At 46.5% G+C, this 23,736-nt stretch carries 24 protein-coding genes and 1 pseudogene; 14 read left to right on the top strand and 11 right to left on the bottom strand.

Annotated features, from left to right (window positions below):
• Positions 1 to 50: 50 nt before the first annotated feature.
• Positions 51 to 635 (bottom strand): nucleotidyltransferase family protein, encoded by a 585-nt coding sequence (locus E1919_RS18505; protein ID WP_162054902.1) that lies wholly within the window; start codon positions 633 to 635, stop codon positions 51 to 53.
• Positions 636 to 645: 10 nt separating this feature from the next.
• On the bottom strand, positions 646 to 1,803 hold the full coding sequence (locus E1919_RS18500; protein WP_162054901.1) for an XdhC family protein: 1,158 nt from the start codon (positions 1,801 to 1,803) through the stop codon (positions 646 to 648).
• 274 nt (positions 1,804 to 2,077) lie between these two features.
• Here E1919_RS18500 and E1919_RS18495 point away from each other — a divergent pair, with 274 nt between their 5' ends.
• Positions 2,078 to 2,545: a MaoC family dehydratase gene (locus E1919_RS18495; protein WP_162054900.1), complete on the top strand. Its 468-nt coding sequence runs from the start codon at positions 2,078 to 2,080 to the stop codon at positions 2,543 to 2,545.
• Positions 2,546 to 2,565: 20 nt separating this feature from the next.
• Here E1919_RS18495 and E1919_RS18490 read toward each other — a convergent pair whose 3' ends face one another.
• The 3 genes from E1919_RS18490 to E1919_RS18480 all read right to left on the bottom strand — a co-directional run bounded on the left by E1919_RS18490 (position 2,566) and on the right by E1919_RS18480 (position 4,724).
• Positions 2,566 to 3,324 carry a Mut7-C RNAse domain-containing protein gene (locus E1919_RS18490; RefSeq protein WP_162054899.1) on the bottom strand — a complete coding sequence of 253 codons (759 nt, stop codon included), beginning with the start codon at positions 3,322 to 3,324 and terminating at the stop codon, positions 2,566 to 2,568.
• A 202-nt stretch (positions 3,325 to 3,526) separates the two neighbouring features.
• Positions 3,527 to 3,838 carry a Dabb family protein gene (locus E1919_RS18485; protein WP_162054898.1) on the bottom strand — a complete coding sequence of 104 codons (312 nt, stop codon included), beginning with the start codon at positions 3,836 to 3,838 and terminating at the stop codon, positions 3,527 to 3,529.
• 733 nt (positions 3,839 to 4,571) lie between these two features.
• Positions 4,572 to 4,724 (bottom strand): hypothetical protein, encoded by a 153-nt coding sequence (locus E1919_RS18480; RefSeq protein WP_162054897.1) that lies wholly within the window; start codon positions 4,722 to 4,724, stop codon positions 4,572 to 4,574.
• Positions 4,725 to 5,215: 491 nt separating this feature from the next.
• Between E1919_RS18480 and E1919_RS18475 the strand changes: the two genes are divergently transcribed.
• From E1919_RS18475 to E1919_RS18450, 6 genes are all read left to right on the top strand, one after another.
• Positions 5,216 to 5,815 carry a helix-turn-helix domain-containing protein gene (locus tag E1919_RS18475; protein WP_394351788.1) on the top strand — a complete coding sequence of 200 codons (600 nt, stop codon included), beginning with the start codon at positions 5,216 to 5,218 and terminating at the stop codon, positions 5,813 to 5,815.
• 627 nt (positions 5,816 to 6,442) lie between these two features.
• On the top strand, positions 6,443 to 7,273 hold the full coding sequence (locus E1919_RS18470; protein ID WP_162054895.1) for an Ig-like domain-containing protein: 831 nt from the start codon (positions 6,443 to 6,445) through the stop codon (positions 7,271 to 7,273).
• 324 nt (positions 7,274 to 7,597) lie between these two features.
• Positions 7,598 to 8,956: a phosphatase PAP2 family protein gene (locus E1919_RS18465; protein ID WP_162054894.1), complete on the top strand. Its 1,359-nt coding sequence runs from the start codon at positions 7,598 to 7,600 to the stop codon at positions 8,954 to 8,956.
• 252 nt (positions 8,957 to 9,208) lie between these two features.
• Positions 9,209 to 10,096 (top strand): Ig-like domain-containing protein, encoded by an 888-nt coding sequence (locus E1919_RS18460; RefSeq protein WP_162054893.1) that lies wholly within the window; start codon positions 9,209 to 9,211, stop codon positions 10,094 to 10,096.
• 129 nt (positions 10,097 to 10,225) lie between these two features.
• Positions 10,226 to 10,405 carry a hypothetical protein gene (locus E1919_RS18455; RefSeq protein ID WP_162054892.1) on the top strand — a complete coding sequence of 60 codons (180 nt, stop codon included), beginning with the start codon at positions 10,226 to 10,228 and terminating at the stop codon, positions 10,403 to 10,405.
• Positions 10,406 to 10,633: 228 nt separating this feature from the next.
• The gene (locus E1919_RS18450) at positions 10,634 to 12,472 is read left to right on the top strand and encodes a T9SS type A sorting domain-containing protein (RefSeq protein WP_162054891.1); all 1,839 of its coding nucleotides are present in this window, start codon (positions 10,634 to 10,636) and stop codon (positions 12,470 to 12,472) included.
• Between the two features lie 186 nt (positions 12,473 to 12,658).
• Here E1919_RS18450 and E1919_RS18445 read toward each other — a convergent pair.
• The 5 genes and pseudogenes from E1919_RS18445 to E1919_RS18420 form a co-directional block, all read right to left on the bottom strand.
• Positions 12,659 to 13,071: pseudogene (locus E1919_RS18445) on the bottom strand (transposase).
• A gap of 226 nt (positions 13,072 to 13,297) precedes the next feature.
• On the bottom strand, positions 13,298 to 13,573 hold the full coding sequence (locus tag E1919_RS18435) for an IS110 family transposase (protein WP_162054889.1): 276 nt from the start codon (positions 13,571 to 13,573) through the stop codon (positions 13,298 to 13,300).
• 56 nt (positions 13,574 to 13,629) lie between these two features.
• Positions 13,630 to 14,088: an IS3 family transposase gene (locus E1919_RS18430; protein ID WP_237144614.1), complete on the bottom strand. Its 459-nt coding sequence runs from the start codon at positions 14,086 to 14,088 to the stop codon at positions 13,630 to 13,632.
• Positions 14,060 to 14,317, bottom strand: a complete 258-nt coding sequence (locus E1919_RS18425; protein WP_162054888.1) for a hypothetical protein — start codon at positions 14,315 to 14,317, stop codon at positions 14,060 to 14,062. Before E1919_RS18425 ends, E1919_RS18430 begins: the two co-directional genes overlap by 29 nt.
• A complete protein-coding gene (locus E1919_RS18420; protein ID WP_162054887.1) occupies positions 14,314 to 14,514 on the bottom strand; it encodes a hypothetical protein in 201 nt (66 codons plus the stop codon). The genes E1919_RS18425 and E1919_RS18420 overlap by 4 nt, the downstream gene beginning before the upstream one ends.
• Before the next feature lie 181 nt (positions 14,515 to 14,695).
• Between E1919_RS18420 and E1919_RS18415 the strand changes: the two genes are divergently transcribed.
• From E1919_RS18415 to xseB, 5 genes are all read left to right on the top strand, one after another.
• Positions 14,696 to 16,000: an NCS2 family permease gene (locus E1919_RS18415; RefSeq protein ID WP_162054886.1), complete on the top strand. Its 1,305-nt coding sequence runs from the start codon at positions 14,696 to 14,698 to the stop codon at positions 15,998 to 16,000.
• Positions 16,001 to 16,270: 270 nt separating this feature from the next.
• Positions 16,271 to 16,948, top strand: a complete 678-nt coding sequence (locus E1919_RS18410; protein ID WP_162054885.1) for a hypothetical protein — start codon at positions 16,271 to 16,273, stop codon at positions 16,946 to 16,948.
• 122 nt (positions 16,949 to 17,070) lie between these two features.
• Positions 17,071 to 17,631: a GNAT family N-acetyltransferase gene (locus E1919_RS18405; protein WP_162054884.1), complete on the top strand. Its 561-nt coding sequence runs from the start codon at positions 17,071 to 17,073 to the stop codon at positions 17,629 to 17,631.
• 166 nt (positions 17,632 to 17,797) lie between these two features.
• A complete protein-coding gene (xseA, locus tag E1919_RS18400; protein ID WP_162054883.1) occupies positions 17,798 to 19,357 on the top strand; it encodes an exodeoxyribonuclease VII large subunit in 1,560 nt (519 codons plus the stop codon).
• The gene (gene xseB / locus E1919_RS18395; protein ID WP_162054882.1) at positions 19,347 to 19,625 is read left to right on the top strand and encodes an exodeoxyribonuclease VII small subunit; all 279 of its coding nucleotides are present in this window, start codon (positions 19,347 to 19,349) and stop codon (positions 19,623 to 19,625) included. The genes xseA and xseB overlap by 11 nt, the downstream gene beginning before the upstream one ends.
• Positions 19,626 to 20,155: 530 nt before the next feature.
• Here xseB and E1919_RS18390 read toward each other — a convergent pair.
• A complete protein-coding gene (locus tag E1919_RS18390; protein WP_162054881.1) occupies positions 20,156 to 22,372 on the bottom strand; it encodes a bifunctional alpha,alpha-trehalose-phosphate synthase (UDP-forming)/trehalose-phosphatase in 2,217 nt (738 codons plus the stop codon).
• Between the two features lie 331 nt (positions 22,373 to 22,703).
• Here E1919_RS18390 and E1919_RS18385 point away from each other — a divergent pair, with 331 nt between their 5' ends.
• Together E1919_RS18385 and E1919_RS18380 are read left to right on the top strand one after the other, a co-directional pair.
• Positions 22,704 to 23,060, top strand: coding sequence for a hypothetical protein (locus E1919_RS18385; RefSeq protein ID WP_162054880.1), 357 nt, complete (start codon positions 22,704 to 22,706; stop codon positions 23,058 to 23,060).
• Positions 23,061 to 23,124: 64 nt separating this feature from the next.
• The gene (locus tag E1919_RS18380; RefSeq protein ID WP_162054879.1) at positions 23,125 to 23,727 is read left to right on the top strand and encodes a DUF2179 domain-containing protein; all 603 of its coding nucleotides are present in this window, start codon (positions 23,125 to 23,127) and stop codon (positions 23,725 to 23,727) included.
• The last annotated feature ends 9 nt before the right edge of the window (positions 23,728 to 23,736 follow it).

Below are 23,736 nucleotides of genomic sequence, written 5' to 3'. Positions count from 1 at the left end.
GCAGTAGAAAATTTAAAAATCAGCTAAAATAAATTTGTTTAATTATCTGATTATGAATTTAGTAACGCATCATAATCAGCAGCAGTATCTATATCAACAACGCCTTGAGGAAAAGGAACAGATGCAGTATCGGCATTATACCGGAATAAAAACTCTTTGGCTCCCCCCTTGCCTTTCAGTGTCATCAACTCCTCAAAGTAAGTTTTATCAAACAAGGCAGGCGTACCCAGGGTATTTCCATAAGCGCAAGCTACAATCCCTTTGCCACTTTCCTGCTTCGCCTGGACAAGTTTATCCAGCAGTGCGGCATCTACAAACGGCTGGTCACACACCATTAGAATGGCTTCTGAAACCTCAGGCTCAACAGAGATTAATTTATCAAGTCCGAAACGTATAGAGGAAGCCATTCCTTCCTGCCACGCCGGATTATGCACGGTAACCACAGCTTCACCTATATCCTCAATAGAAAGCTTCTCTGCATTGGCTCCTGTCACCATCACAATGGGCTTGCAGGCTGATTCAAGAGCAGCATGTATAGCATGCTGCAACAGCGTCTCGCCCTGGTACAGCAACTCCTGCTTCGGTTTACCGAGGCGCTTTGATGCTCCTGCTGCTAATAACACAAGTCCTGTCATATAATGATTCCTACTTTAGCGTTACTTGATTTATTTTCTCAGCCTCGCGGGAATGGATAACATCCTGCTTATCCCGTAGCGAAGTGCCTGCTCTTTTAGAAAGCACTGCTTTTATTTCAGAAACAATGGCAAGGGCGATTTCTTCAGATGTTTCTGCCCCGACATCCAGCCCCACCGGGCCAAAGATGCTTTTCAACTCTTCCTCACTTAGCTGCATGCCCTCCTCCTGTAGTTCCTCCAGCATACGCTCGAGCTTCTTTTTAGGACCAAGTACACCGATATACGGCATGTGGAGCGGTAGAAGTTGGCGCAGCATAGCGGTGTCGTAGTTATAGTTGTGGGTCATCAGCACAAAAACCGTTTGCTCGTCCAGCTTCAATTTTGGCAGAACCTGTTCCGGCTTGGCTACGATTAAATTATGTGCGGAAGGAAACCGTTCCGCCGTAGCATAGTTCGCGCGACCGTCCACCACTGTTGTCTGCCAACCCAGAATGGCCGCCATTTGTGTTACCGGGATGGCATCGTTTCCTGCACCTGCTATAATCAGTGAAACGGCAGGTTTTAAAAGTTCGATAAAGCCGGTAAGAGCAGTTTGAGGCGTCGCGTAGGTTTTTGTCATAGAAACATGCTCCTGTAACACCTGCTGCGCATCAGCAATAAGCGCCTTCTCCAGGGACTTATCCTGAAAACCACCTATGATAGCGCCTCCTTCAGAAATGATCAAACAGGTTCCCGGCTGTACGGTTGCCTGGTAGTCCAGGGAAAATAGTGTGACCATGACGGCATGCTGGCGGTTGCTCAAAAAGGACTGAAGTAAAGCGACAGGATTCTGCGGACTCTCTGGGTTGATGGGTTCAATCAGTATCTGGATGATACCGTTACAACCCAACCCGACGCCGAGTTTGGCGTCGTCATCATCAGTTGTATCGTAGGTCACAAGCATAGCTTTTTGCTGTACCATTGCCAGCCGCGCCTTTCTGAGGGCATCGCCCTCCAGGCAACCACCGCTGATGGCACCTGTCAATTTGCCATCTTCGGTTACAAGCATACGTGCGCCTGGTCTTCTGTAGGAGGATCCCTGCACATGCACCACTGTTGCCAGCGCTGTTTGTTTACCTTCTTTCTGAGCTTCTTCAAAAGCCCGCACTATGTCCTGCACTTCCTTCATCTCAGGCTATTTCATTCTATCTTAAAAACGAGCAGTATGCTAAGATAGCAAGTTACTGATTTCTGATGTGGCTTATAACGTATACAAGGAGATTTAGCTTCAAGGGGTTCCTTTAGAGCAGTGAATTTAACTGTAGAAGACGATTATCATGCAACGCGATTCGCAAAATTACACTATATTAGCCAAAGTAAATGCTACGCGAGTTGTGGCAGTATGCCATAAGAAAGGCCACTCCAACAGGAAGCAATACCATCAAAAGAAAAAAACACGGTACATGAGCAAGATAACAATCAGGAGCTTGCAGGAGCTTGAGCAATATGAAGGAACTGAAATGGGTGTATCTGATTACCACACCATCACGCAGGAACAAATAAACAAGTTTGCAGATGCTACGCTGGACCATCAGTGGATTCACCTTGACGCGGAGAGAGCCAAAACAGAATCCCCTTTCAAAAAAACTATAGCACACGGTTACCTGACGGTGTCGCTCCTGCCTTACCTGTGGCAGCAGATTACCTCTATCGAAAACCTAAAAATGCAGGTGAACTATGAAATCGAAAGCCTCCGTTTTAACCAAGCCGTCACCGTAGACAGCCAGGTACGCCTGCGGGCAAAGCTGCTGTCGGTAAAAGACCTGCGGGGCATTGCAAAAGCAAGGCTGGAAGTTACCATGGAGATTGAAGGCAGCAAAAAACCTGCGTTCACAGGCATCATCACCTTCCTGTATCACTTTAACGATTAACCTTGTACCCTTTTTGAAAGCTACTCTGCGCTTTTCAGAGACTGTGCCTGCTGTTGAATAAATTGCTGCATCCGCTCATAGTGTGACCCTTTCCAGTAGACCCGTTTACAGGACTCACATTGATAAAACTCGTTGAAGTACAGCTTCGTTTTAGGCGGCAACTGCGCTATTACGCTGTCTTTAGGAACTTCAGCAATGCTTCCATTACAGGCCAAGCAGCGGGTAAAAGGATGAAGCTTACCCTTCAGGTTAAAGTGAAGTATAACCTCTGCCAACTGCTCATCAGGGTGCTGAGAACGCAGCCAATAACCCCACCGGATGCTTTTATGCTTCAGCAGGCCAACATCACGAGTAAGCACGACGCGCTCCTCTGTTGCGGCTACGTGCGCGATGGCTTTGTCTGAGTAATCGTTCTCATAACAGGTGTCAAACCCCAGCATCCTCAACGCCCTTGCCAGCTTGCCGAGATGCACATCTAAAACAAACTGGTCTGGAGCGGGGTGATTTGCCTGCAGCGAAAATCCTTCCGGCCATTCTCTGTTTGCATCAGCCGGGTATACGGCTACCTTGTCACCCGCTTGCAAAGGTTGGGAAAAATCAACGGGCAAGCCGTTTAACATAATCACATTTACCTCCGGGTGGGGAACGCCAATGGCTTCGATTGCATCTTTCACGGCTGGTGTACCCGTAAATCTGTAAAGCAACTTACTGTCTCTACCTGATAGGGCAGGAAAATCGTTCAGGCTACCCAAAAACTCAAAAGTCGCTGTTGCACCCATACCATCAGTTGTAGCTAATTAGATTTACGCGATTTTCTTACGGATAAAGGCTACTCACTTAAAAAAAGGAAGTTTGCTTCTCCGGATACTCACCTTCGTTTCTCCTGTAGCTGTCACTTAAAACAAAAGTCGCGCTAGCTGATAGCGCGACTTTTGTTTTAGATGTATTTTACCGAGTACCTTCTGTTAGACAAGCAGAAGGCTACTGCTTTTGAGCATCCACAGCATCATACACAACAACTTTAGACCAGAGAGAAGAACACTCTTCCACAAAGTTCTTATGCACCGGATGCACCTGATACGTTTCCTGGTCCTCCAAGCTGTCGAATATCAACATCCACGAAAGCGCATACCCTCTTTCAATAACGTCCCTGTTTGTACTGGCCGGCACACCAATGTGTACGGTGCGAATTCCTTCTATGGACTTCATCTTATTCAGCCCTTCGAGCAGTTTGTTTTTATCTTCTTCCGAGTCGGCGTTCTTTAGCCAGAAAAATACGTGGTGTACAAACATAGTGTTATCTTTTGATGATGATTTGATTATGAATAGTCTGTAAATAGCTATTTTCTATATCTGAAAATTAGCATTAATACGTGCTATTACCAAATTGGGTCCTTTATTCTTCCGAGGCTTATCTCCAGATCTACAGTCAACTGGTAACAGGCACAAAGGCACGCACACTAAAGAGTGACGAAACCATACCTGCCTTTTTAGCAGCTACGAACATATCAGATTTTAGTACCTTTGAGGCTTTATTTGTCCAGCACCGATTTGTAACAAAGACTAACCGACTTAAAATGAAGTCATAATTTAAACCCACAAAAGCCCTTATACGCTGCGTATAGGGGCTTTTTATTTTATTTCGGAAATATTTCGGACGGTAACGGACGATTACCTGCGTTTCCAAACACACTTAAATTAATTCTATAAAAAATAGGTGAAGCCTCATAATAGCTTCACCTATTTGAAAAGATACTTTGGTGATGCTTAATCACGCACTATGATAAGGGATGAAACTTGCTGGGTTTGCCCATTCTGCCTCGGTTTCACATGAACTGTCCCAACTGAACCAGACGTTGCAGTTGTGGTCTCCACCTGAATTTCCGGTCCGTTCTTACTAAAGGTGACGTTAGCGTTTGTCGCGTGGAAAGATACCTCGTATTCTGTTGTCACGTTACTCGCCGGAGTCTGGCTTGCGTTAAAAATTACTTCCTGCCGGCTATATAAATATAATCTTTAAAAGGCGTTACTTGCTTGAATAGGTGTTAGATAGCTTCTCAATAGCACCCTGCTCGAAAAGCTTTTCACATGTTTCCGGGACCCGCCCGCCGCCATATGTTTCGGTGCTGATGGTCAGGTCATAAGAATGAGGAACAGCTTGAAAACAATCTAAAAGCATATAATGTAGCTATTTTAATGGCTGTTTAATAATGTCATGAGAGGCTTTTAGTGTTGAAAGTATTTAAAGATAGCTACATATTAGGAAATTCATCATCGTGGATGCATGCTTTACCTCAGTAATTAGGTAATATCAAACCATATATTTATACATACACATGAAATTATGTTAAAGGACTGTTCCTTAACAAGATAAGAATTTAAAAAACTCGTATATAACTAACGAATTAGTTAAGTGCATACAGCCTTCAAAGATAAGCCATGATTCTGCAAACTTCGCCTGCACCTTTAGAATTAGCGCCGTTTGTGAGCGGATACCTCTTTGGTCAAAGCGAATTTAAGGATAGCAGACTTATACCCACCCTTCCTCGCGGTGTACCTGCTCTTATGGTTGTTATGAATGATTATAGCAAGGTACAACTGGAGTGCATACAACTCAATAAAGCTCAATCCATCACAAACGGTGTTTATCTATGCGGGCAGGCAACGCAAATGTGGTGGTTGAAGGTCAGCACCTGTCAGTCTTATATGGCTGTATTAAAGCCGACTGCCTTGCAAAAAGTACTGGGTGAGTCGGCAGATGTCTTCAATGATACTTACCTTAAGCTTGATGACCTGATTCCAAACTGCCGGTTCTTGCCTGAGCAGCTCCGGGATGAAAAAAATCAGAAGGGGCAACTGACTATGCTTGATAATTTTCTGAGGCGACTGTTCCGGGACAAAACCAATAAACCAAATGAGGTAGATATGGCGGTACAATATATTCTGCAGACGCAAGGACAGATGAAAGTAAGTGAATTGTCAACCCGGGAGCGAACAAACATTCGAACCCTCACTCGTAAATTCACTGAACAAGTAGGCTTGTCGCCGAAGTTGTATGCCCGGATCGTACGCTTCCGGGCGATTATCAATTTTCTGCTTCTTAATCCAGAGGCTTCCCTGCTTGATGTTACGTATAAATTTGGATTTTATGACCAATCACATTTTATAAAAGACTTTCATGACTTCACTGGTCATTCTCCTAATCAATACCTGTCTACTGATCAAAGCTTCGATGGACACTTTATCAAGGCGGTGTGCTCAATAAGTTAAAACTAAAATAAAAATTGTTCTGTCTGATTTTTACAATGCATCAGCAGTAGCTGCAATGTATATTTGTATTATGTAGGTGAATGGTGTCCTTCACTCCCTTCACCTCCTTTAAATAAATAAAACTGTCATCCAAGATGTTAATTTGGAGCAAGCTAAATAAAACTGTAGAATCTGAAGAGAAAAATTTTTCAACATTTTATCTAGCAATCCTGACGCTCTTTTGATTAAAGCCAATTCTGAAGGCAGAAAATAGAACGAAGTTATAACATAGGATATATATATAGAGAATTAAACGCGAAGAAGCAGGAGGAACAACTCTTTATTGTTATAATATTTGCAACTATAATTCCATCATCATTTTACTAAACAAAGTTTACAATCGCGTATCGTCCACCTGAAAGGATGCTGTTCAAAGCTGCTTCTGACCTAATTTTGAATCTATTTCGAAATTTATAACTGCAAAGCTAACCCGTTTTAAAAGCATCATCTTCTGCTTACTCCCCTGCAAAGTTTACCACTTTCATAACTTCTGATTTTCTGCATGCTGAAGGAACAACAGTAGAGCTAGGGCTATTTGTGCTGAGTGTTGTCCGACTATACGTTTTTATCTTATTTAGAATAAAGGTTATGGAAAAGATAAATTGGCTATTCCTGTTCCTGTTTGCCTTCGCCATTGCGGCATGTGACGACGAAGATGATGTTGCGCCCGATGCTGATGCCCCGGAGATAGCTATTACCTCTCCGGCAGTGAATACTTCTTTTCTGGTGATTGATGAAATTGAACTGAGAGCAAACGTAACAGATAATAGAGAGGTTGAGCAAGTAAGGATATATTTAAGCGGCCCCGATGGCGACCGCAGGCAGGTGGATGAAGTGAATATTGATTTCGTGAACGATAGCAGGAATGAAAACTTAAAAGTGACTTTCTACATGGCTGAAGGATCAGCTGCAGGCATTTATACGATGATAGTAGAGGCGCAGGACGAGCAGCAGAACACGTCAGAAAGCGCAGTCAATATAAACGTGCAGGCACCGGACCTGGAGAAAGTCGCTTTTAACACAGCCCTGACCAAGAATACCTTCTTTAGGAAACGGGTGATTAACAACGGGGCTTCTCTCACCGAGGGTGAGTTCGGAACCAGCGTCTTTCATATAATGGACAGGGGTCATGACGGCTATGTGGAAAATAATGAGTTTGATAAGTTTACAGTAGATTTCGACCTTGAGACAAGCTCAGATTGGTATTATTACGACGAGTTTGATGGATTGTCATTAGGAACCCTTAATGCCTTATTGCGCAAGGTTAAGTTCTTTGATGACTGGGACCTGGACAACAACAACCTGCTCAACGAGGCTGAATTAACGGGCGGCATCTTTGGCCGCTGGGACGACAATGAGGATGGTGTGCTGAGCAGGAACGAGTATGAAAGTAAAATGCATACCTACTTTATACCCTGAAGGAGAACAGTCAGACACCACTAAAGATTTTTTCAAGGAAAGAAAGGCCATTTTGAAGCTTGCTACTTCCCGTGAATTCCCTTAAATATCATACTCGCACATAGAAATACCCTCTATATAGTACGACAACCCAATCGGCTATTGATTCTTAACAGGATGAATACATTGGCTCTTGTCATTTCTTCTGCCCTTCGTGTCATATAAAACAGACAAGGGGAACCCTCTTTATTCTGTAGTCCCGGTTATAACTATTGCTTCACCTCAACACAAGAAGATTGAAATGTATAGGCATGTTGAATCATTTTTAACCTTAAATCTACTGTTATGTGCTACAAGTTATTTAAACAAACCTGCCTCATATTTGGTATGGTGATGATAGTTTCTCTTACTGGATGTGAAAAAGAACTCGACTACATCTACGATGAGCTAAAGCCTGGTAAAGATGATGAACATTCCTCTAAGGCCATGCGCGAAAGCAGTGATGTGGCGACAGATTGGTATAACCTTCAAGCTGAAATCATTCTTCAGACCGCCCCGCAGCTTTCCCCTGTTGTCACAGGACGTTTCTTTTCTTATGAGGGCATAGTGCTGTATGAAACCGTCCGGTATGGCATTCCCAAAGCTGTAAGTTTAAGCAGCCTGCTGTATCAGATGCCACAGATGCCGGACAAGGAGAAAAACAATGGCTACTCCTGGTCAATTGCAGCCAACGCGGCCATGGCTTATTACACCAGGCATATGTTTACCAACCTCACGGAGGATAACCTCGCATCAATCAAATCGCTGGAAGATTCCTATAACAATACACTGAAGCCAAACCAGAACTCAGCTGTAGCCCTTCGGTCCCGGGAATTTGGCAGGGCAGTAGCGGCAGCCGTTATCGCCTGGGCTGCAACCGATGGCGTCAGCCGCAACACCGAGGCTTATACACCTCCTGTATTCCCTGGTGCCTGGGTGCCAACCCCGCCTAATTTCGCTCCCGCCGGCTTTCCTTACATGGGCAGTTACCGCCCTTTCCTGGAAGAGCATTTAGAAGGTGTGGTTCCTGCTTACCCGTACCCCTATTCTGAAGAGCCTGGCTCTCCGTTTTACAACGAAGTGTACTATACCTACGAGGCCTCTAAAAATGCTACTGACGAGCAAAAGGCCATCGCCTCCTTTTGGCACAACGCAGGTCCGGGTACATATACTGCCCTGGCCCACCATTATAAAATACTGACTGCTGTTTTGGAAGAAACCGAATCAAGCCTGGGTACGGCGGCTATGGCCTATGCAAGAGCGGGTATCGCAACACGTGATGGTTTGATTATGACTTGGCGCTCTAAGTATTTCTATAATCTGGTTCGGCCGGTTACATACATCCAAAAACACATAGACCCTAACTGGCTCCCTTATTTAGGGGCAACACCAAGCTACCCTGAGTACCCGGCTGCGCACACTGTGATTACCACTGCTTTTATGGAAGTAATGACCGGCATGTTTGGTGAGAACTATGAGTATACAGACAAAACTTATGAGTTCCGGGGCGTTGTCCGTTCCTATGACTCCTTCCGCGACGCAGCCACCGAAGCAGGGTGGTCCAGGATTTATGGCGGTATCCATTACCGGCCTGCAGTTGAAGCAGGGAAAATATTAGGTGAAGAGATTGGGCATAATGTAATGCAACTAAAGTTGCAGCGATAGTTATATGTATCACCTAAGTCTTAGATTACAATAAACTTTATTAAAGCGGCAGCCGGAAAGGAAAATGATGTTACATACAAAATAAATATCCTGTCCGGCTGCCGCTTTACCTCTTCTGATACTCCCCTGCAAAGTAAACTTCTTTCATACCTTCTGACTGACCGCATGCTGAAGGAGCAAGAGTAGGGCGAGGGTTATTTTTGCTGTGTGTTAGCCGTGTACATGTTCTTATTTTATTTAAAACATAAGGTTATGGAAAAGTTAAATTGGCTATACCTGTTTCTATTTGCCTTCACCATTGCAGCATGTGACGATGGTGCTGAGCCCAGCCTAGTTGTACCTGAACCTGATACTGTTCATCCTGTAGTCAGTATCAAGTCTCCGGCAGACAATGATACTTTATTGGTGTATGAACAAAATGAAATCAAAGTAAACATCACCGATAATAAGGGATTGAGCGATGTACGGGTGTACGTAGATGTCCTAGTATGCGATGATATGTACTTTGATTTCAATTGCATACCCACACCCCAGGAGATGCCTGATGAAGCGGTTAGTATTAGCAAAGGTAATAGCAGTTTAAACTGGAACTTAACCATCCATATACCTTCAGTAATGTTTATAGGTACCTATACATACATAGTGGAAGCAGTAGATAGGCAGCAGAACGTGACAAAAAGTTCTTTTACTTTTACCGTGCTTGCGCCAGACTTAGATTTGGCCAGCTTTAGCACGATATTTTCTCAGGGTGCATTTGAGAACATAGATAATGGTGATGGATTTCTGAACTATGACGAGTTAGGTGCCGCCTTCCATGCTAATGTTTTTCATGGTGGAGAAGACATGGAAACTGGAGCTGATGATGAGGACTATTGGAATTGGTTTGTACAGCTTCATGGACTGGAGAACCAAATCTGGTCGGATTGGGACACAAACGGTGACGATATTATGCAACCTAAAGAGTTCAGTAGCGGCTTAGAAAAAGCTGGCTTCTTAGCTGAATGGGATCTGAATAAGGATCATTTGTTTTCCCAAGAAGAGTTTGCAAACTATCTCTTTCATCGCTTAGATCTTGATGGTGATGGTATGTTGAGCAGTAACGAGTATTTATATGGATTTACCAGTAATCACTGGCTATAGATCAAGCATATACGCTTCATCCACCCCCGACAGAAGCCAATCCATTGCAGCGGAAACAGTAATTTTTCAGAGAGAAGATCATTTGTGCCACATGCTGGCTTGAATGTATTCCTGTGATATTTCACAGGAATGAAAAAGACACCTTGGCTACTCCTGTTTTTCTTCGCCTTTAGCGTTGCGGCATGTGAGGATAATGCGCCCGATGCTGCTGCCCCGTTAGTCGCCATTACCTCTCCGGCTGCAAATGACTCTTTTCTGGTCATGGATAAGGTTGCTATCTCCCGTGTTTACGCTACGAAATTGCAGTAGATGCAGGCTTGAACTTAAGTAAAAATTCAGGCGACAAGGTAGCCGACATCGATTTAACAGAGTTGGACTAAAGCCCTTTTAGCGCCTAAATCAGACCTCTCAAACCATATAAACGGATAGCTAAACAGGCACCTGTTTCTAACCCCAGTGAGGTTAGCTTTTTAAAAGATAAAACAAGGCCCTTTTACTTTATGCGGTAATAACCTGAAACCTTTTAATCTAAGAAACATGGAAACTAAAATTACTTTCTCCCCGAAAAAACTGTTGCTGCTTACCGCAATGGTTTTTTCAACAAGCGTTTATTCTCAAACTGTTATCACCGTTACGGATTGTAACCGGGATGGCTGGGTAGATCAGGGCAACCCCGACATCATCGCTACCTTTACCACCGGAGAGGCAGAACCCCTATTGGGCAATGGCAGTTTAGAATACACGACCCTTACCGGTGACCTGGGTAATTTCAGAAATGAGTCTTATCATAATACGCTTCTTTCTTCCCTCACCAACTTTAGTTACTCTACTTATATTCAAAGCCGCACCAACAATACCGATAACATTTTTGTGGTTTTGCAGATAGACAGAACAGGAGATGGCCTAAAAGATGACCACTTGGTTTTTGAACCACGCTGGCAAACCGGTTCCTGGATAGCAGGAACCGGTTTGCCGGACCAAGGGCCCACAATTGAAAAAACCTGGCAGACCTGGGATATGCTCAATGCCATTTGGTGGTTAGGTACGCCTTATGTCCTTAATCCGGAAAAGGGTGGAATTTATTTAACCTTAGACTCCTATATCAGTCAGTATCCTGATGCCAGAATTGTGAATCAGGTTTCAGGTGGCGGGTTTGGTGGTATCCGGCTCAATATAGGTTCCCCACGGTTTGCTCCTTTTGATGAATATTGGGGCACTGCCTTTACCGGTTACATCGATGCCTTTACCATCGGCATAAACGGCCACAATACCATTTATAATTTTGAACCGGGCATTGCCGAGGCAGCCATCGCGGGCAGCACAAATGCCGCCGTGGGCACCAGCAACTCCGTCTATACACTTCCTCACTCTGGAGCCACCTCCTATACCTGGAGCATCACCGACATCGACGGTTCGGCCTATACCGACTTCACCGGCCAGGGCACCGGTTCCATCGCTGTCGACTGGCCCGACGAACCAAACGCCTACAAGGTGAGTGTCACATATGTAGGCAAAGAAGGCTGTCCTTCCCAGACCTCTGTACTTTATGTTCATGTTTATCATCCCGACGCCGGCTTCGTGTCCGGCGGGGGCAGGAGCGACTCCCCCTCCAATGCGGATTACGAGCTCATGCACCAGAGTGGAAACATGTATTGGGGCTTTGTGGCAAAGTATAGAAATGAAGATCAGGTAGTTGGCTCAGCCATCGTGATTCTAGAGTCCGGCCCCTCCATTTTCCGAAGCACCAGCGTGGAAGACGGCTCTTTGGTTATCTCCGACAACAGGGCCTTCTTTAGGGGCAAAGGTGTTCTCCTCCACAAGCAGGGCTTTGAAACTGACGCGGATGATCGCAGGTTCGGCTATCTCGTCACCGCCACCGACGGGCAGTTTAGAGAAAACACCGGTCCAGATCAGCTCCGCCTCAAAATCTGGGTAATGAACGAGGACGGAACCGAGGGTGAGGTCGTTTACGACAACCAAGCCGGATGTACTTCCGCCAGTTTGGATAACAACGCGCCAGCCTGCGACGCCATTGACAGGGGCGCAATCATTATCCACAAACCCATCAAGAGCCTGAGCAGTGCTTTATTGCAAAGGTCTGTGGTGGAGCCGCTTCCCCAAGGCCTTGAAGCGTACCCTACTGCCTTCAGTGACCGCACCACCTTGGCTTTCGTCACCGAGAGCAACACAGGCTACCTGCTGGAGCTCTACGACCTGAAAGGGGCGCTTATTCAGCGCATCGCCGCCGGCACCAGCGAGGCCGGAAGAAGGCACGAGCACGAGCTGCGGGCAGAGGGCCTGCCTAAAGGGTTGTACCTGGCGCGCCTGAGCACTGCGGGCAAGGTGCAAACGGTAAAGCTGGTCGTGGAGCGATAACACATATGAAACTCTGTATGAACACTGTTGCGTCCTTCGGCTGGGCGCAACAGTGTCTTCCCGCTCCCTTCATTCCTCCCATCTCTGGGGCAGGGGGCTTGCTGGAATTGCAACAGTTTACGAGAGGCTTTATGGAATGTGTTGAAAAGCAAGAGTATTAATGTTTTTTTCCAACTGCTGCTTTTCTTAGTTTACATTATAAACCTCTCCAGATCGCACTATTCCAAACACTTGTTTTATCAGCTTGTTCATCACGGCCACCAAGGCTACTTTCTTTGCTTTCACTGCCGCCACCATCCGCTCATAAAGCTCCCGGCAAGCTTTGTTGTGCACTTTTGCCGCCATGGCGCACATGTAGAGCATGGCCCTTATGTTTTTGTCCCCGATCCTGCTGATCCCCTTGTATCCGCGGATGGATGTACCAGACTCATTGATGCAGGGGCTGATACCAATAAAGGGCTGAACTGCCTGGCTGATGTAAAGTTTCTGAACCCGCCAGAGACAACGATGAGCTCTATGGCAGAATTAGTGCTGATGCCGGGAATAGTCTGCAGCAAGGTAAACAGGTCCCGGCAGTGCTCTTCTGCCAGCTGTTGCATCTGTTCCTCTAGTCTCCCAATTTGCTTTTCTATGCTTATCAAGACCGCTTTACAGGCCTTTAGAGCAGCTTTATCCGCTTCTTCCAATTGAGACAGGGCATGCAACTGGTTCAGGAAAGAGCGCTTGCTCTTGACAAGCAGCTTCAAAGACATGCGCTGTTGCTGCAGTTTCCTCATGAAAGGTGTCGGCGGCTCGTACAGCGTTGGCTGCATGCGCTCCCCGTACTCAGGCATCCACCTTGTCTGTTTTCGTCCTCTTAAGATTGGTCTGGGCAAAGTGCTTGATCTGCAAAGGATTCACCACCGACACCTTGATGCCTTTTTCGTGCAAGGCAATGGCCAGCTGCAGGCTGTAAACCCCTGTTGCCTCCATAATGCACCAACTCTGGCTGGATAAGCTCTTAAGGAAGCTGCTGATACCTTTTTTGTCGTTGTTGTGCAAGGAGGTGGTGACTTTGCCTGCTAGTTTTGTAGCAACCACGAAACTTGTCTTTGGCCACATCGATACCGGTGTAAGTGTGCTCCATTATACAATGTTTAGAGTGGAATCGCAATGTTTTACTGGAGACTTTTTCTGGCAGCCACAGCTTGATTGTACAACAAGTCTTCATATAGGCAAGGAGTCAGGTAGCCAAGGGCTGAATGCCTCCTTTTCCGGTTGTAGAAACTCTCAATGTACTCAAACACGGCCAGCCGTGCCTCCTTCCTGTTGGCAAACTTGTGGTGGTAGACCATTTTGGTCTTCATCGTCTTAAAGAAGCTCTCGGCTACCGCGTTATCCCAACAGTTGCCCTTTCTGCTCATGCTCTGCAGCACCGGCATCCCCTCCAACTGCTCCTGGAAGGCACTGCAGGCGTAGGGCACGCCCCGGTCAGAGTGAAACAAAAGGGAGTGGAACAGGGGCCTGTTTCTGATGGCCATCTGCCAGGCCGCCACGGTGGTTGCTTCCGCCTCCATTGTCTCGCTCAGCGCCCAGCCCACCACTTTTCTATCGGCCAAATCCAGTACCACCGTCAGGTACAGCCAACCTTCCCCTGTTCTGATATAGGTTAAATCGGATACCCACTTCTCTGCCGAACCGTTTCATCTCATAACTGGAAGTGCTCAAAAAAGCCGGTGGCGAGGTTGGCTCCTTCTTCTCAAAGAAGTCTCCCGCAGCATCCCTAAGCTCCTGCATCGTTAAGCCCGAGTTCTCCTCTGTCAGCCTGTTATACAGCTTGTACAGGTCGTGCTTATGAAATTTCAACCAGCTGTTAAACTCGAGGTGTCCGGTATAGGAGCGCTTAACGTAGTTGCCGTTCTTATCTGCTCTTGTTTGCCAGTAGATGGGATTGATATACTGGCTGGTCTAAAGCTTAATGTTCCATTGCCAACGCGGAGGAACAGGTATATAGCAGTGTCTCCCTCAAGCTTTGGTTTGTCCAGGTAAAAATTTAGTGTCATATTCGTGTCTCTGATAATAGACCAAGATGCGGGAACGCCCGAACTACGGGGATATTTCGGACACTAAACTTTAACTTATATTACTTTTGTTTACTCTTTCTTACTATCGCACATCCCACAAACCCATTACAAAGCAATCAAAGGTCATGTTTGTATCTAGTAACAGAAATCAAGAATAAGGATGGTGCAGTCATACTTTGAACTGAAGAAGAACGGCACAAGCGTACAGACAGAGGTTATTGCCGGTATTTCTTCCTTTCTGGCCACTTCTTATATTATCGTGGTGAACCCCAGCGTTCTCAGCCAGGCCGGAATGCCTTTTGCCGGAGTGCTTACCGCAACCATTATTGTAAGCTTCTTTAGTAGCTTGATGATGGGCCTCTACGCCCGCAACCCCATTCTGGTGGCCCCCGGGATGGGATTAAATGCCTTTTTCACATACTCGGCTGTGTTAGGATTGGGTATCTCTTGGCAGGTTGCGCTGGGAGCAGTATTCTGGTCAGGTGTGGTTTTCCTGATTTTGTCTGCCTTCAATGTACGTACGCTCATTGTGCGGGCTATTCCGCGTCCCTTGCGTTTTGCCATCGCAGCAGGTATCGGCTTGTTTATCACACTGATAGGCTTTGCAAATGCGAAATTTATTGTCTCAAACCCAGCCACCATTCTTGGTATCGGGGAACTTACTCCTGCCCTTCTCACTTTTCTCGCAGGTTTGCTGCTGACGGCGGTGTTGCTAACAAAAAATGTAAGAGGGGCCATCCTATTTGGCATTTTATTTACAACGCTGGCTGCTTACCCGATAGGCCGTTGGTATGGGGGTGATGGCGTAGCTCCTTTAGTAAGCTGGCAGGGGCTTTTCGCGGCTCCGGATTTTAGTCTGCTGCTCCAGTTAGATTATGTAAACTCGCTGCAGTGGGCGGTGGTGCCCATTATTTTTGCGTTTGTTTTCACGGATATGTTCGACAGCGTTTCCACCTTCGTGGGGCTGGCTGAAGCCGCCAACCTCCTGGACGAGCAAGGTGAGCCAAGAAATGTGAAGCGCTCCCTGATGACGGATGCCGTTGCCACTACGCTGGCGGGCCTGGTGGGGTCAAGTCCCGGAACAGCCTATATAGAATCGGCGGTGGGCATAGAGGCAGGCGGACGTACAGGTCTTACCGCAGTGGTAGGAGCTTTGCTGTTCCTCCCCTTTCTATTCCTGGCTCCCCTCCTGTCCATCGTGCCGGCCATTGCCACTGCACCGGCCCTTGTGCTGGTGGGCGTTTTTATGGTGCGGCCCGTTGTAAAGATAAACTGGGGACGGCTGGATGAGGCCATTCCTGCCTTTTTGGCCATGGTTTTAATTCCTTTTTCATACTCTATCACACAGGGTATCATTTGGGGATTCCTCTCCTGGACGGCCATTAAGCTGGCGACAGGCAAGACAAAGGATATTACGATTGCTTTGTTAGTTATCGATGCATTTTGTATTCTTGCCTTACTATAGCAGCACCCTGCATATCTGGGCTTCCTAAAACAGGGCGGTGAAGTATCCGCAGGAAGAACAGATTTAGCTGCTTTTGCCCCGGCAGTTAAACAAAAAACGCATCTTAAAGGAGATGTTTTGCCTGCTTTAACAATAAAAACGAAATTCGATTGTTAGTCTTTGTAAGCTTTATTCAACTCTTTAGAGCAAATACTATCTCCTGACACAAAAAACAGGCTTTTTTATTTATGTTAAACCCAGGCAAGCTCCTGGAACTTTATTTATTTTATTATGAAGGCAGTCTTTTTATCAATTTTCTTTGTGCTCTTTGGCTTGGTAGCGAATGCACAGGGAACAGCCAAAGAAGGAACTCCTGCAACAGATAACTTAGCCAGGCAATTCAATAACCTGAAGTCTAATTCCAATTCCTACTCTGAAAATAACAGGTCATATAAGGTAGTGAATGTCGCCTCGCTCGACGCCTTCTGGAAGAGTGTTCAGGAGACGATAGCGGCAAGAGAGCAGCAACTGAAGCAAGCCGGCATAGAAACAGAGCAGAACCTGGTACAGGCGCGCGAAGACATTGCCGCACAGCAAGAGCAACTGCAGGCGCTGAAACAGCAGTATGCGGCCAAAGAACAGGAGGTACAACAAAATGCCCATGATGTTGCCAATCTCTCTGTTTTAGGAATAGATATGGAAAAGCAAACGTATGTTATCCTGAGTTTTGTGGTCATCATCACGCTGCTTGTCCTGCTGGGTATTTTCCTGTTGCAGTACAAAAACAGCAAAAACGTAGCTGTAGAAAAGCGTAGAGCCTACGATGAGGTAAACCAGGAGTACGATGAGTATAAAAAAGGCGCCCGCGAAAAAGAACTAAAGCTGAAAAGAGAGCTTCAAACCGAGATGAACAGAATAGAGGATCTGAATCAGCAAATTGCCGCTCTAAAAAAGCAGTCTCACGTGTAAGAAGGCAGTTTAACCGCCAACCACATATTTCAAACTAACGCCCTGTGCCGTTATTGATATTCCTACCAATAACGGCACAGGGCGTTTAGGAGCATACCCAACAGCAGCGTAAAAAACAAAATATGCCAGCAGTGAACAAGTCCATTGACCTCCTGCACATCCAGAACAAACACCATCCGGCTGTCTCTGTTCTCCAAAACATTTATGAAGCGGCGTTTCCTGCTGCGGAGCGGCGGGAGTTCTCTCAACTGCTCACGCTCCTCCATCAGCCAGACATGTTTTTATACATGATCGTCTCTGCCAAAGAGGTAACCGGCCTGTGCATCTACTGGCAGTTAGAGGGTTTCTGTTTCCTGGAGCATTTAGCTATTGTTCCTTCTCATCAGAAGCATGGATTGGGAAAGCACGTGATGCTATGGCTATTGACCCGGAGCAGCAGAAAACTTGTGCTGGAAGTGGAGCGCCCTGTTGATGAAATCAGTAAAAGAAGAATCCGCTTTTATCAGGATCTGCATGGCTTTACCCTCCACAACACCTTCGATTACCACCAGCCACCTTATCAGAAAGGAGGACAGTCAGTGCCCCTCTACCTCATGTCGGCAGAGCCTATAGCCGATGCAGCTGAACTAGTGCAGGTTGCCAGCCACATAAAACAGCAGGTGTATGAGCGGTTTCACCAATAGAAGCTGTTGACAATCAATTTACATACAATCACATCTATATTCAAAACTATAAAAAGCCACTCCTCTCTTCTTTGCGCTCCGCCAACAAAAGCTTATATTGTGCCTCAGAAGCAGGTTTCGTACTGACCTGATATACTGACACAACCAGAAACCACCACCCCCATACATGGCCCAGTTTTCCATCCGGCAGACCGTTAAAGAAGAGCTGCATGCGCCTCTTTCGCTCCACCAGCTGCACCAGCAGATTCGGGAAGAGCTGGAAATGGCGTTTCCTGATAACTATTGGGTGGTGGCTGAAGTGGCACAGGTTTCTGCTGATCGCCGCAAAGGCCACTGCTACCTCACCCTAGTGGACAAAGGTGATGATGCCCGGCAGATGCTCGCGCAGGCGCGGGCTACTATCTGGAGTTCCCGGTACCAGATGCTGGGCCGTTACTTTGAGGAGAAGACGGGGCAACCGCTTAAGGCGGGGCTTAAAGTCCTCTTCCAGGCAACAGTGCGCTTTCACGAGTTGTATGGCCTGAGCCTCGACATCGTGAACATCGACCCGAATTATACCATAGGTGACCTGGCACGGCAACGGCAGGAAACGCTGAAACGGCTGGAGGCAGAAGGGTTGATAGAAGCCAACAAAGCTCTGGAGCTAGACCTGGTGCCACAGCGGTTGGCGGTTGTTTCGTCGGCCACAGCAGCGGGCTACCAGGACTTTATTCATCAGCTGCAAAATAACAGCTTTGGCTACTCCTTCCATACAACACTTTTCCCGGCCAGCGTGCAGGGAAACGAGGCCCCGGCCTCTGTAAAGCGTGCGATGGCCCTGGCAGGAAAGCACAAAGACAGGTTTGATGCGATCATCATTATCCGTGGCGGAGGCTCACAGACCGACCTTAGCTGCTTCGACGATTACGCCATTGCCGCTGCTATAGGCCACTCCCCTCTCCCCGTGCTGACAGGTATCGGACACGAGCGGGACGAGAGCATCTCTGACCTGGTGGCGCATACGCGTTTGAAAACACCCACAGCCGTTGCCAATTTCCTGATCGACCGCTACAGGTCGGCGGAGGAGTACAATGAAAATCTTTTCGACAGTATCCGGATGTTCTCGGCTCAGCAACTGAAAGTGACAGATGGTCTGCTGGAGCGTGTAAGCCTGCGCATTTCCAACCAGACAAAGGAACTGCTTCAAAAGAAAAAAGACACGTTAGGATTACTTTCGCGAGGGCTGCTGCTAAAACCGAAAAACTATTTAGAGTTACAAAAGCACCATGTCAGCAACCTGGACAAGGACATCAGCGCCAATACAAAGGATTTGCTGCACGAGCGTAGAAGCTATCTGCAGGAGCTGTCTGTTTGTGTAGAGGGTAAGAGCCAACGCTATCTGCACATGAAAGAGCACGAACTGAATAACCTGGTGCACTGCATTGAAACAGAAGCCAAAGACGGGCTGAAACAGGCGCAACTTCGCTTCACGAAGAACAGCGACAAAGTAGCTTTTTGCGCTCAGAAGAAGTTGCAGAACGAAAACCACCGCATGCGGATATTGGAAATGGGTATAGAGGCAAATAACCCGGAGCGTTTGCTCTTGCGCGGCTATACCTTAACGCTGGTGAACGGTAAAATCACTAAAAGTATTAAAAACATCAACAACGGAGACGTGATTGAGACGAAAATGCAGGACGGCACGCTCCACAGTATGGTTGTAAACATTGAAGAAGATGACAAATAAAGATTTAAAGAATTTAACGTATCGCGAGGCGACACAGGAGCTGGAAGAAATTTTACGTGCCATTGAAAATGACTCTGTTGATGTAGATGAGTTAACTCAGAAAGTACAGCGGTCGTCGCAGTTAATAAAGCTCTGCAAAGAGAAACTACGCAGTGCTGAGAAGGCTATCGACCAGGTTTTTAACGAGGAAAACTGTGAGGCCCCTGCAATGGATAAAGCGCAGGAAGGAAGAGCAGGAACTGCTAAAGGAAACGGCTCATTATTTTAAACTTTGATTCAAACATGCTATCGCAAAAGGCTGCTTTTCTATAGGAAAGCAGCCTTTTGTGCTTTAACTAATATCCAGAATATAAACAGTCCCAGCGGGGCGCCCTATTAATATCTTCTTTTTAATGCCAATTTCAAACTCCAGCTGAGCGGCCTGTATGGGATACTTAACAGGCCGCTCAGCTGGAGCTCAAATCGTTGCATCCCTGAATTCTATCAACAGGCCGTCCCGCTGGGACTTAACCCCTTCGATTAGGGAGAGTAGATGAGTTATACATCACAATGCTCCACTGTAATTATACCAAGACCAAAGAAATGTTGCGAATGAAGACATGCATTAGGCTGTGTCATGTATCTTGAACCTGCCCCTCGGGAGAAAATTTTGCCTTTTGGCGAAAGACCGTTGCGCATAAGTAGACTTAGACCGATAGAGGCTTTTTAATTTCAACAAGCCCTGCAACAAAACGCCCTCTGCTACAGGGTTGTAACAGGGGGCGTTCTTTGTTGATACAAGTTCTATTGATTGATTAATCAACCAGTCATTAAAGCACCAGGAGACTGTTCCTGCCTTCTTGTCTGCACTAATCTGTCCAGTGTCTGGCGAGCTTCCTCACAAGTATCCACATGGTACTTCGCTACTGAATAGGAGTTCCCTACTTTTACAGTATAGGCTTCACGAGGCATTGCTTTAAAAATGTCCTCATCTCCCCAATCATCGCCAATGGCTAGCACAAATTTGTGCGGAAATTTGCTCAGCCAGTAGCTGGATGCTTTTCCTTTGTTTATTTCCTGCGCTTTTATTTCTACTGCCATCTGCCCATCCAGCACCTGAAGGTTACTGTTGGAGGCAATAAAATTCAGGTGGTTTACTAACTCGCGGGCACGTAGCTCACCAAGTCCGGTTTCCACACGGCGGTAGTGCCACACAAGCGAGTACTCCTTTTCTTCTATAAAAGAGGCTGGCGTACGGTCTACGTATAAATCCAGTATCATGCGAATGTCTTTCTTCCAGTCATCCAGCAGGCTTAGCATGGTTTGCCAGCCGGTACCACGCTGTTTTATCCAGACGCCGTGCTCTGCTATAATATCAATGTTCAGGTGCCCGAGCCAATCCTGCATGGTTGCTTTTTCGCGGCTGCTAACTACTACTACCCTGTTTTTCTTATTGCTGCTGAGGCGCTCCAGCAAGTCCATCAGGTCATCATCCGGACGGGCCATCAGCGGGCGGTTACGGTAATCAACCAAAGCACCATCATATTCCAGAAAGAACAGGCGTGAGCTTGCAGAATCGTAGGCATCGTTCATTTCCTGGATCGTCGCATCGTCGAGGTAAGAAGTTGCCAGCGACAGCTGCTTGATTTTGACGTATGACAGGCGATCCATGAACATGCTCACCCAGTGATGGATGTTGTAGCGCTGTAGCGACTCCTGCATGTTTTTCATATGGGCAATTTGCTGGTCCTCTGGCATCGTGAGCGCGGTGTTCAGCGCCTCTACCATCTGGTTTATATCATTCGGGTTGATCAGCAGGGCATCAGAAAGTTCTTTAGAGGCTCCTGCCATCTCACTTAATATCAGCACTCCTTTCTGGTCTGATTTACTGGCGATGTATTCCTTACAAACCAAGTTCATTCCATCGCGCATAGGCGTTACCAGCGCCACATCGGCCATGCGGTAAAAAGCAGAAAGGGTTTCGAGCGGATAAGAGCGGTAGAAGTACTGAATTGGGTTCCAGCTGATACGGCTGTACCTGCCGTTAATACGGCCTACCAGTTCATCTATCTCCTCTTTCAGTTCCTTATACTTTTCTACGGCATCCCGACTTGGCACCACCAGCATGAGCAGCGTCACCCTTTCATGGAACTGCGGGTATTTCTCGAGGAACAGCTCAAATGCCTTCAGGCGTTGTGCTATACCTTTAGAATAATCCAGTCTGTCGATGGAAAGTATTACCTTTTCTGCATTCAGGTTGCCACGGTAAATCTGCTCCCGCTTTTGCACCTCTTCAAGGGCGGCTGTACTGCTGTACTTTTCATAGTCTATCCCCATCGGGAACGAATCTACCAGCAGAGAGCGGGAGTTAGTATTGATCCACCCGTGCATACTACCGTATCCTACGATGCGGTTCACTGAACTCAGGAAGTGGCGCATGTCATCGTAGGTATGGAAGCCTACGAGGTCAGAGCCAAGCATACCTTCCAGCAGTTCTTTTCGCCAGGGCAGTAAACGGAATATCTCGTAAGAAGGGAACGGGATGTGTTGAAAGAAGCCGATGGTACTGTTTGGCAGTCTTTCGCGCAACATAGACGGCAAAAGCAGGAGCTGGTAATCATGTACCCAAATGGTATCTTCTGGTCCGGCCTGTGCCACTACCGCATCGCAATATTTCTGATTCACCTCTACATAAGTTTCCCAAAGCTGTTGCTCATAGATGGCATACTGACTAAAATAGTGGAAGGTAGGCCAGAGCGTCTCGTTGCTGAAGCCTTCGTAGAATTCCTTTATCTCAGTTTCCGTCAAAAAAACAGGACTCATGCTCTCCTTCCGGATATCATCGGCGATGCGCTGTTGCTTTTCCGGATCTTCCACCACCATACCAGGCCAACCTATCCATAGGTTATCCCCTTGTTTATAGATAGATCCAAGGCCTGTAGCAAGCCCGCCTTCACTTGTTTTGTAGAGTAACTCACCCTCCTTCTCTTGCAGTTTTACAGGAAGCCTGTTAGATACGATGATCAGTTTTGCCATTTTTCGGGTATGTTTATGCAGGCAGTTTAAGAAAGCGCATGGGGTGTATCAATGCTATCTTACAAGCCTATTTTCGCGTTAATTTAATTTCGGTTGGATACAATTACCTAATTATCCATACGCATAAAATATCATTTGTGTTGAGGTAATATATAAAAATAGCTATAATTAAGTCTCTTTCAAAGTATTTACAGCTTTAATTTGATAAAGTACAACCTCAAAGTATAATCTGAAGTAGAATGACGCTACCACACAAACCTCCGCAGCCCCTGAACCAGGTTTATCCGGTTCCTAAAAATTTATAATAGAACGGAGCAGATAGACACAACCTATGTTCACAAAGAAACTGCCCATTTCTATTGCCACTTTTATGGCGGCTTCATTTATTTTGCTGAGCTTTGAAGGTGTCCGGAAACCAGGTGCAGACTCTTTGACAGCTGCCGGTGTGGCCAGTATTGAGATTGGTTTTGCCGCACAAAGGCCTGTCCCTAACCTGCTAGCGGGGCTGCAGGTAACAGTCATAAAACGGACATATAAGCTCCGTGCACTGATGAGCAACGGTATCTCGGATATAAGTAGAGGTCTGCGCTGCCTGGTATCCGGAAGGCTCATTTTTATAAAGCAGCACTCTATACTGGCGCTCTGTCTAAAGCTCGTACTGAGTTTGTCGGGGATGTATTGCCAGTGACAGTTGAGGTTACTAGAAACTATAAATAAAGATTGAGGTGCCACCTCCGCCTCCTGATGAAGAAATGAATTATTTTGAAGGAATAGATCCGGGTATAGTCGAGTGGGTTATCATACCTGCTCTTATATTTCTGGCGCGCATCTGCGATGTAACTTTAGGCACGTTGCGGATTGTTTTTATCTCTAAAGGAGATAAAGTGATTGCTCCCTTGCTTGGTTTTTTAGAAGTCCTGATCTGGCTGATTGCCATAACGCAGGTGATGGAGAACCTAAACAACGTGGCCTCTTACCTGGCCTGGGCCGGCGGATTTGCCACAGGCAACTTTTTAGGCTTGCGGGTAGAGCAAAAGCTGGCGCTGGGGCAAGCGGTGGTGCGCGTAATTACGGTAGAGCCCGCAGATAAACTGATTGAGCAGCTAACAGGACACGGCTATCGGCTTACCAGCGTGGATGCGCGCGGCACGCGGGGCAAAGTAAACCTGCTTTTTATGATCGTGAAACGCAAAAAACTGGAAAGTGTAATTGACATCATCCGAAATTACAACCCGCAGGCTTTTTATTCAATAGAAGACGTTCGCTCTGTTTCTGAAACAGATATCTCATCTAATAACACAAAGGATGGAAATAAAAGCTTCCGAAAACTCTTTCCCCTGCGCAAAGGAAAGTAACGCGATACT

Origin of the sequence: Pontibacter pamirensis (genome assembly GCF_010015475.1) — a bacterium.
Classification (GTDB): Bacteria; Bacteroidota; Bacteroidia; order Cytophagales; family Hymenobacteraceae; genus Pontibacter; species Pontibacter pamirensis.
The sequence above is the reverse complement of the archived record's forward strand: the minus strand, read 5'-3'. Positions and strand labels throughout refer to the sequence as shown.

Excerpts from the sequence above, each read along its gene's own strand:
- E1919_RS18505 (WP_162054902.1), bottom strand. The coding sequence starts at position 635 with ATGACAGGACTTGTGTTATTAGCAGCAGGAGCATCAAAGCGCCTCGGT.
- E1919_RS18500 (WP_162054901.1), bottom strand. The coding sequence starts at position 1,803 with ATGAAGGAAGTGCAGGACATAGTGCGGGCTTTTGAAGAAGCTCAGAAA.
- E1919_RS18495 (WP_162054900.1), top strand. The coding sequence starts at position 2,078 with ATGAGCAAGATAACAATCAGGAGCTTGCAGGAGCTTGAGCAATATGAA.
- E1919_RS18490 (WP_162054899.1), bottom strand. The coding sequence starts at position 3,324 with ATGGGTGCAACAGCGACTTTTGAGTTTTTGGGTAGCCTGAACGATTTT.
- E1919_RS18485 (WP_162054898.1), bottom strand. The coding sequence starts at position 3,838 with ATGTTTGTACACCACGTATTTTTCTGGCTAAAGAACGCCGACTCGGAA.
- E1919_RS18480 (WP_162054897.1), bottom strand. The coding sequence starts at position 4,724 with ATGCTTTTAGATTGTTTTCAAGCTGTTCCTCATTCTTATGACCTGACC.
- E1919_RS18475 (WP_394351788.1), top strand. The coding sequence starts at position 5,216 with ATGTGGTGGTTGAAGGTCAGCACCTGTCAGTCTTATATGGCTGTATTA.
- E1919_RS18470 (WP_162054895.1), top strand. The coding sequence starts at position 6,443 with ATGGAAAAGATAAATTGGCTATTCCTGTTCCTGTTTGCCTTCGCCATT.
- E1919_RS18465 (WP_162054894.1), top strand. The coding sequence starts at position 7,598 with ATGTGCTACAAGTTATTTAAACAAACCTGCCTCATATTTGGTATGGTG.
- E1919_RS18460 (WP_162054893.1), top strand. The coding sequence starts at position 9,209 with ATGGAAAAGTTAAATTGGCTATACCTGTTTCTATTTGCCTTCACCATT.
- E1919_RS18455 (WP_162054892.1), top strand. The coding sequence starts at position 10,226 with ATGAAAAAGACACCTTGGCTACTCCTGTTTTTCTTCGCCTTTAGCGTT.
- E1919_RS18450 (WP_162054891.1), top strand. The coding sequence starts at position 10,634 with ATGGAAACTAAAATTACTTTCTCCCCGAAAAAACTGTTGCTGCTTACC.
- E1919_RS18435 (WP_162054889.1), bottom strand. The coding sequence starts at position 13,573 with ATGTGGCCAAAGACAAGTTTCGTGGTTGCTACAAAACTAGCAGGCAAA.
- E1919_RS18420 (WP_162054887.1), bottom strand. The coding sequence starts at position 14,514 with ATGACACTAAATTTTTACCTGGACAAACCAAAGCTTGAGGGAGACACT.
- E1919_RS18415 (WP_162054886.1), top strand. The coding sequence starts at position 14,696 with ATGGTGCAGTCATACTTTGAACTGAAGAAGAACGGCACAAGCGTACAG.
- E1919_RS18410 (WP_162054885.1), top strand. The coding sequence starts at position 16,271 with ATGAAGGCAGTCTTTTTATCAATTTTCTTTGTGCTCTTTGGCTTGGTA.
- E1919_RS18405 (WP_162054884.1), top strand. The coding sequence starts at position 17,071 with ATGCCAGCAGTGAACAAGTCCATTGACCTCCTGCACATCCAGAACAAA.
- xseA (WP_162054883.1), top strand. The coding sequence starts at position 17,798 with ATGGCCCAGTTTTCCATCCGGCAGACCGTTAAAGAAGAGCTGCATGCG.
- xseB (WP_162054882.1), top strand. The coding sequence starts at position 19,347 with ATGACAAATAAAGATTTAAAGAATTTAACGTATCGCGAGGCGACACAG.
- E1919_RS18390 (WP_162054881.1), bottom strand. The coding sequence starts at position 22,372 with ATGGCAAAACTGATCATCGTATCTAACAGGCTTCCTGTAAAACTGCAA.
- E1919_RS18385 (WP_162054880.1), top strand. The coding sequence starts at position 22,704 with ATGTTCACAAAGAAACTGCCCATTTCTATTGCCACTTTTATGGCGGCT.
- E1919_RS18380 (WP_162054879.1), top strand. The coding sequence starts at position 23,125 with ATGAATTATTTTGAAGGAATAGATCCGGGTATAGTCGAGTGGGTTATC.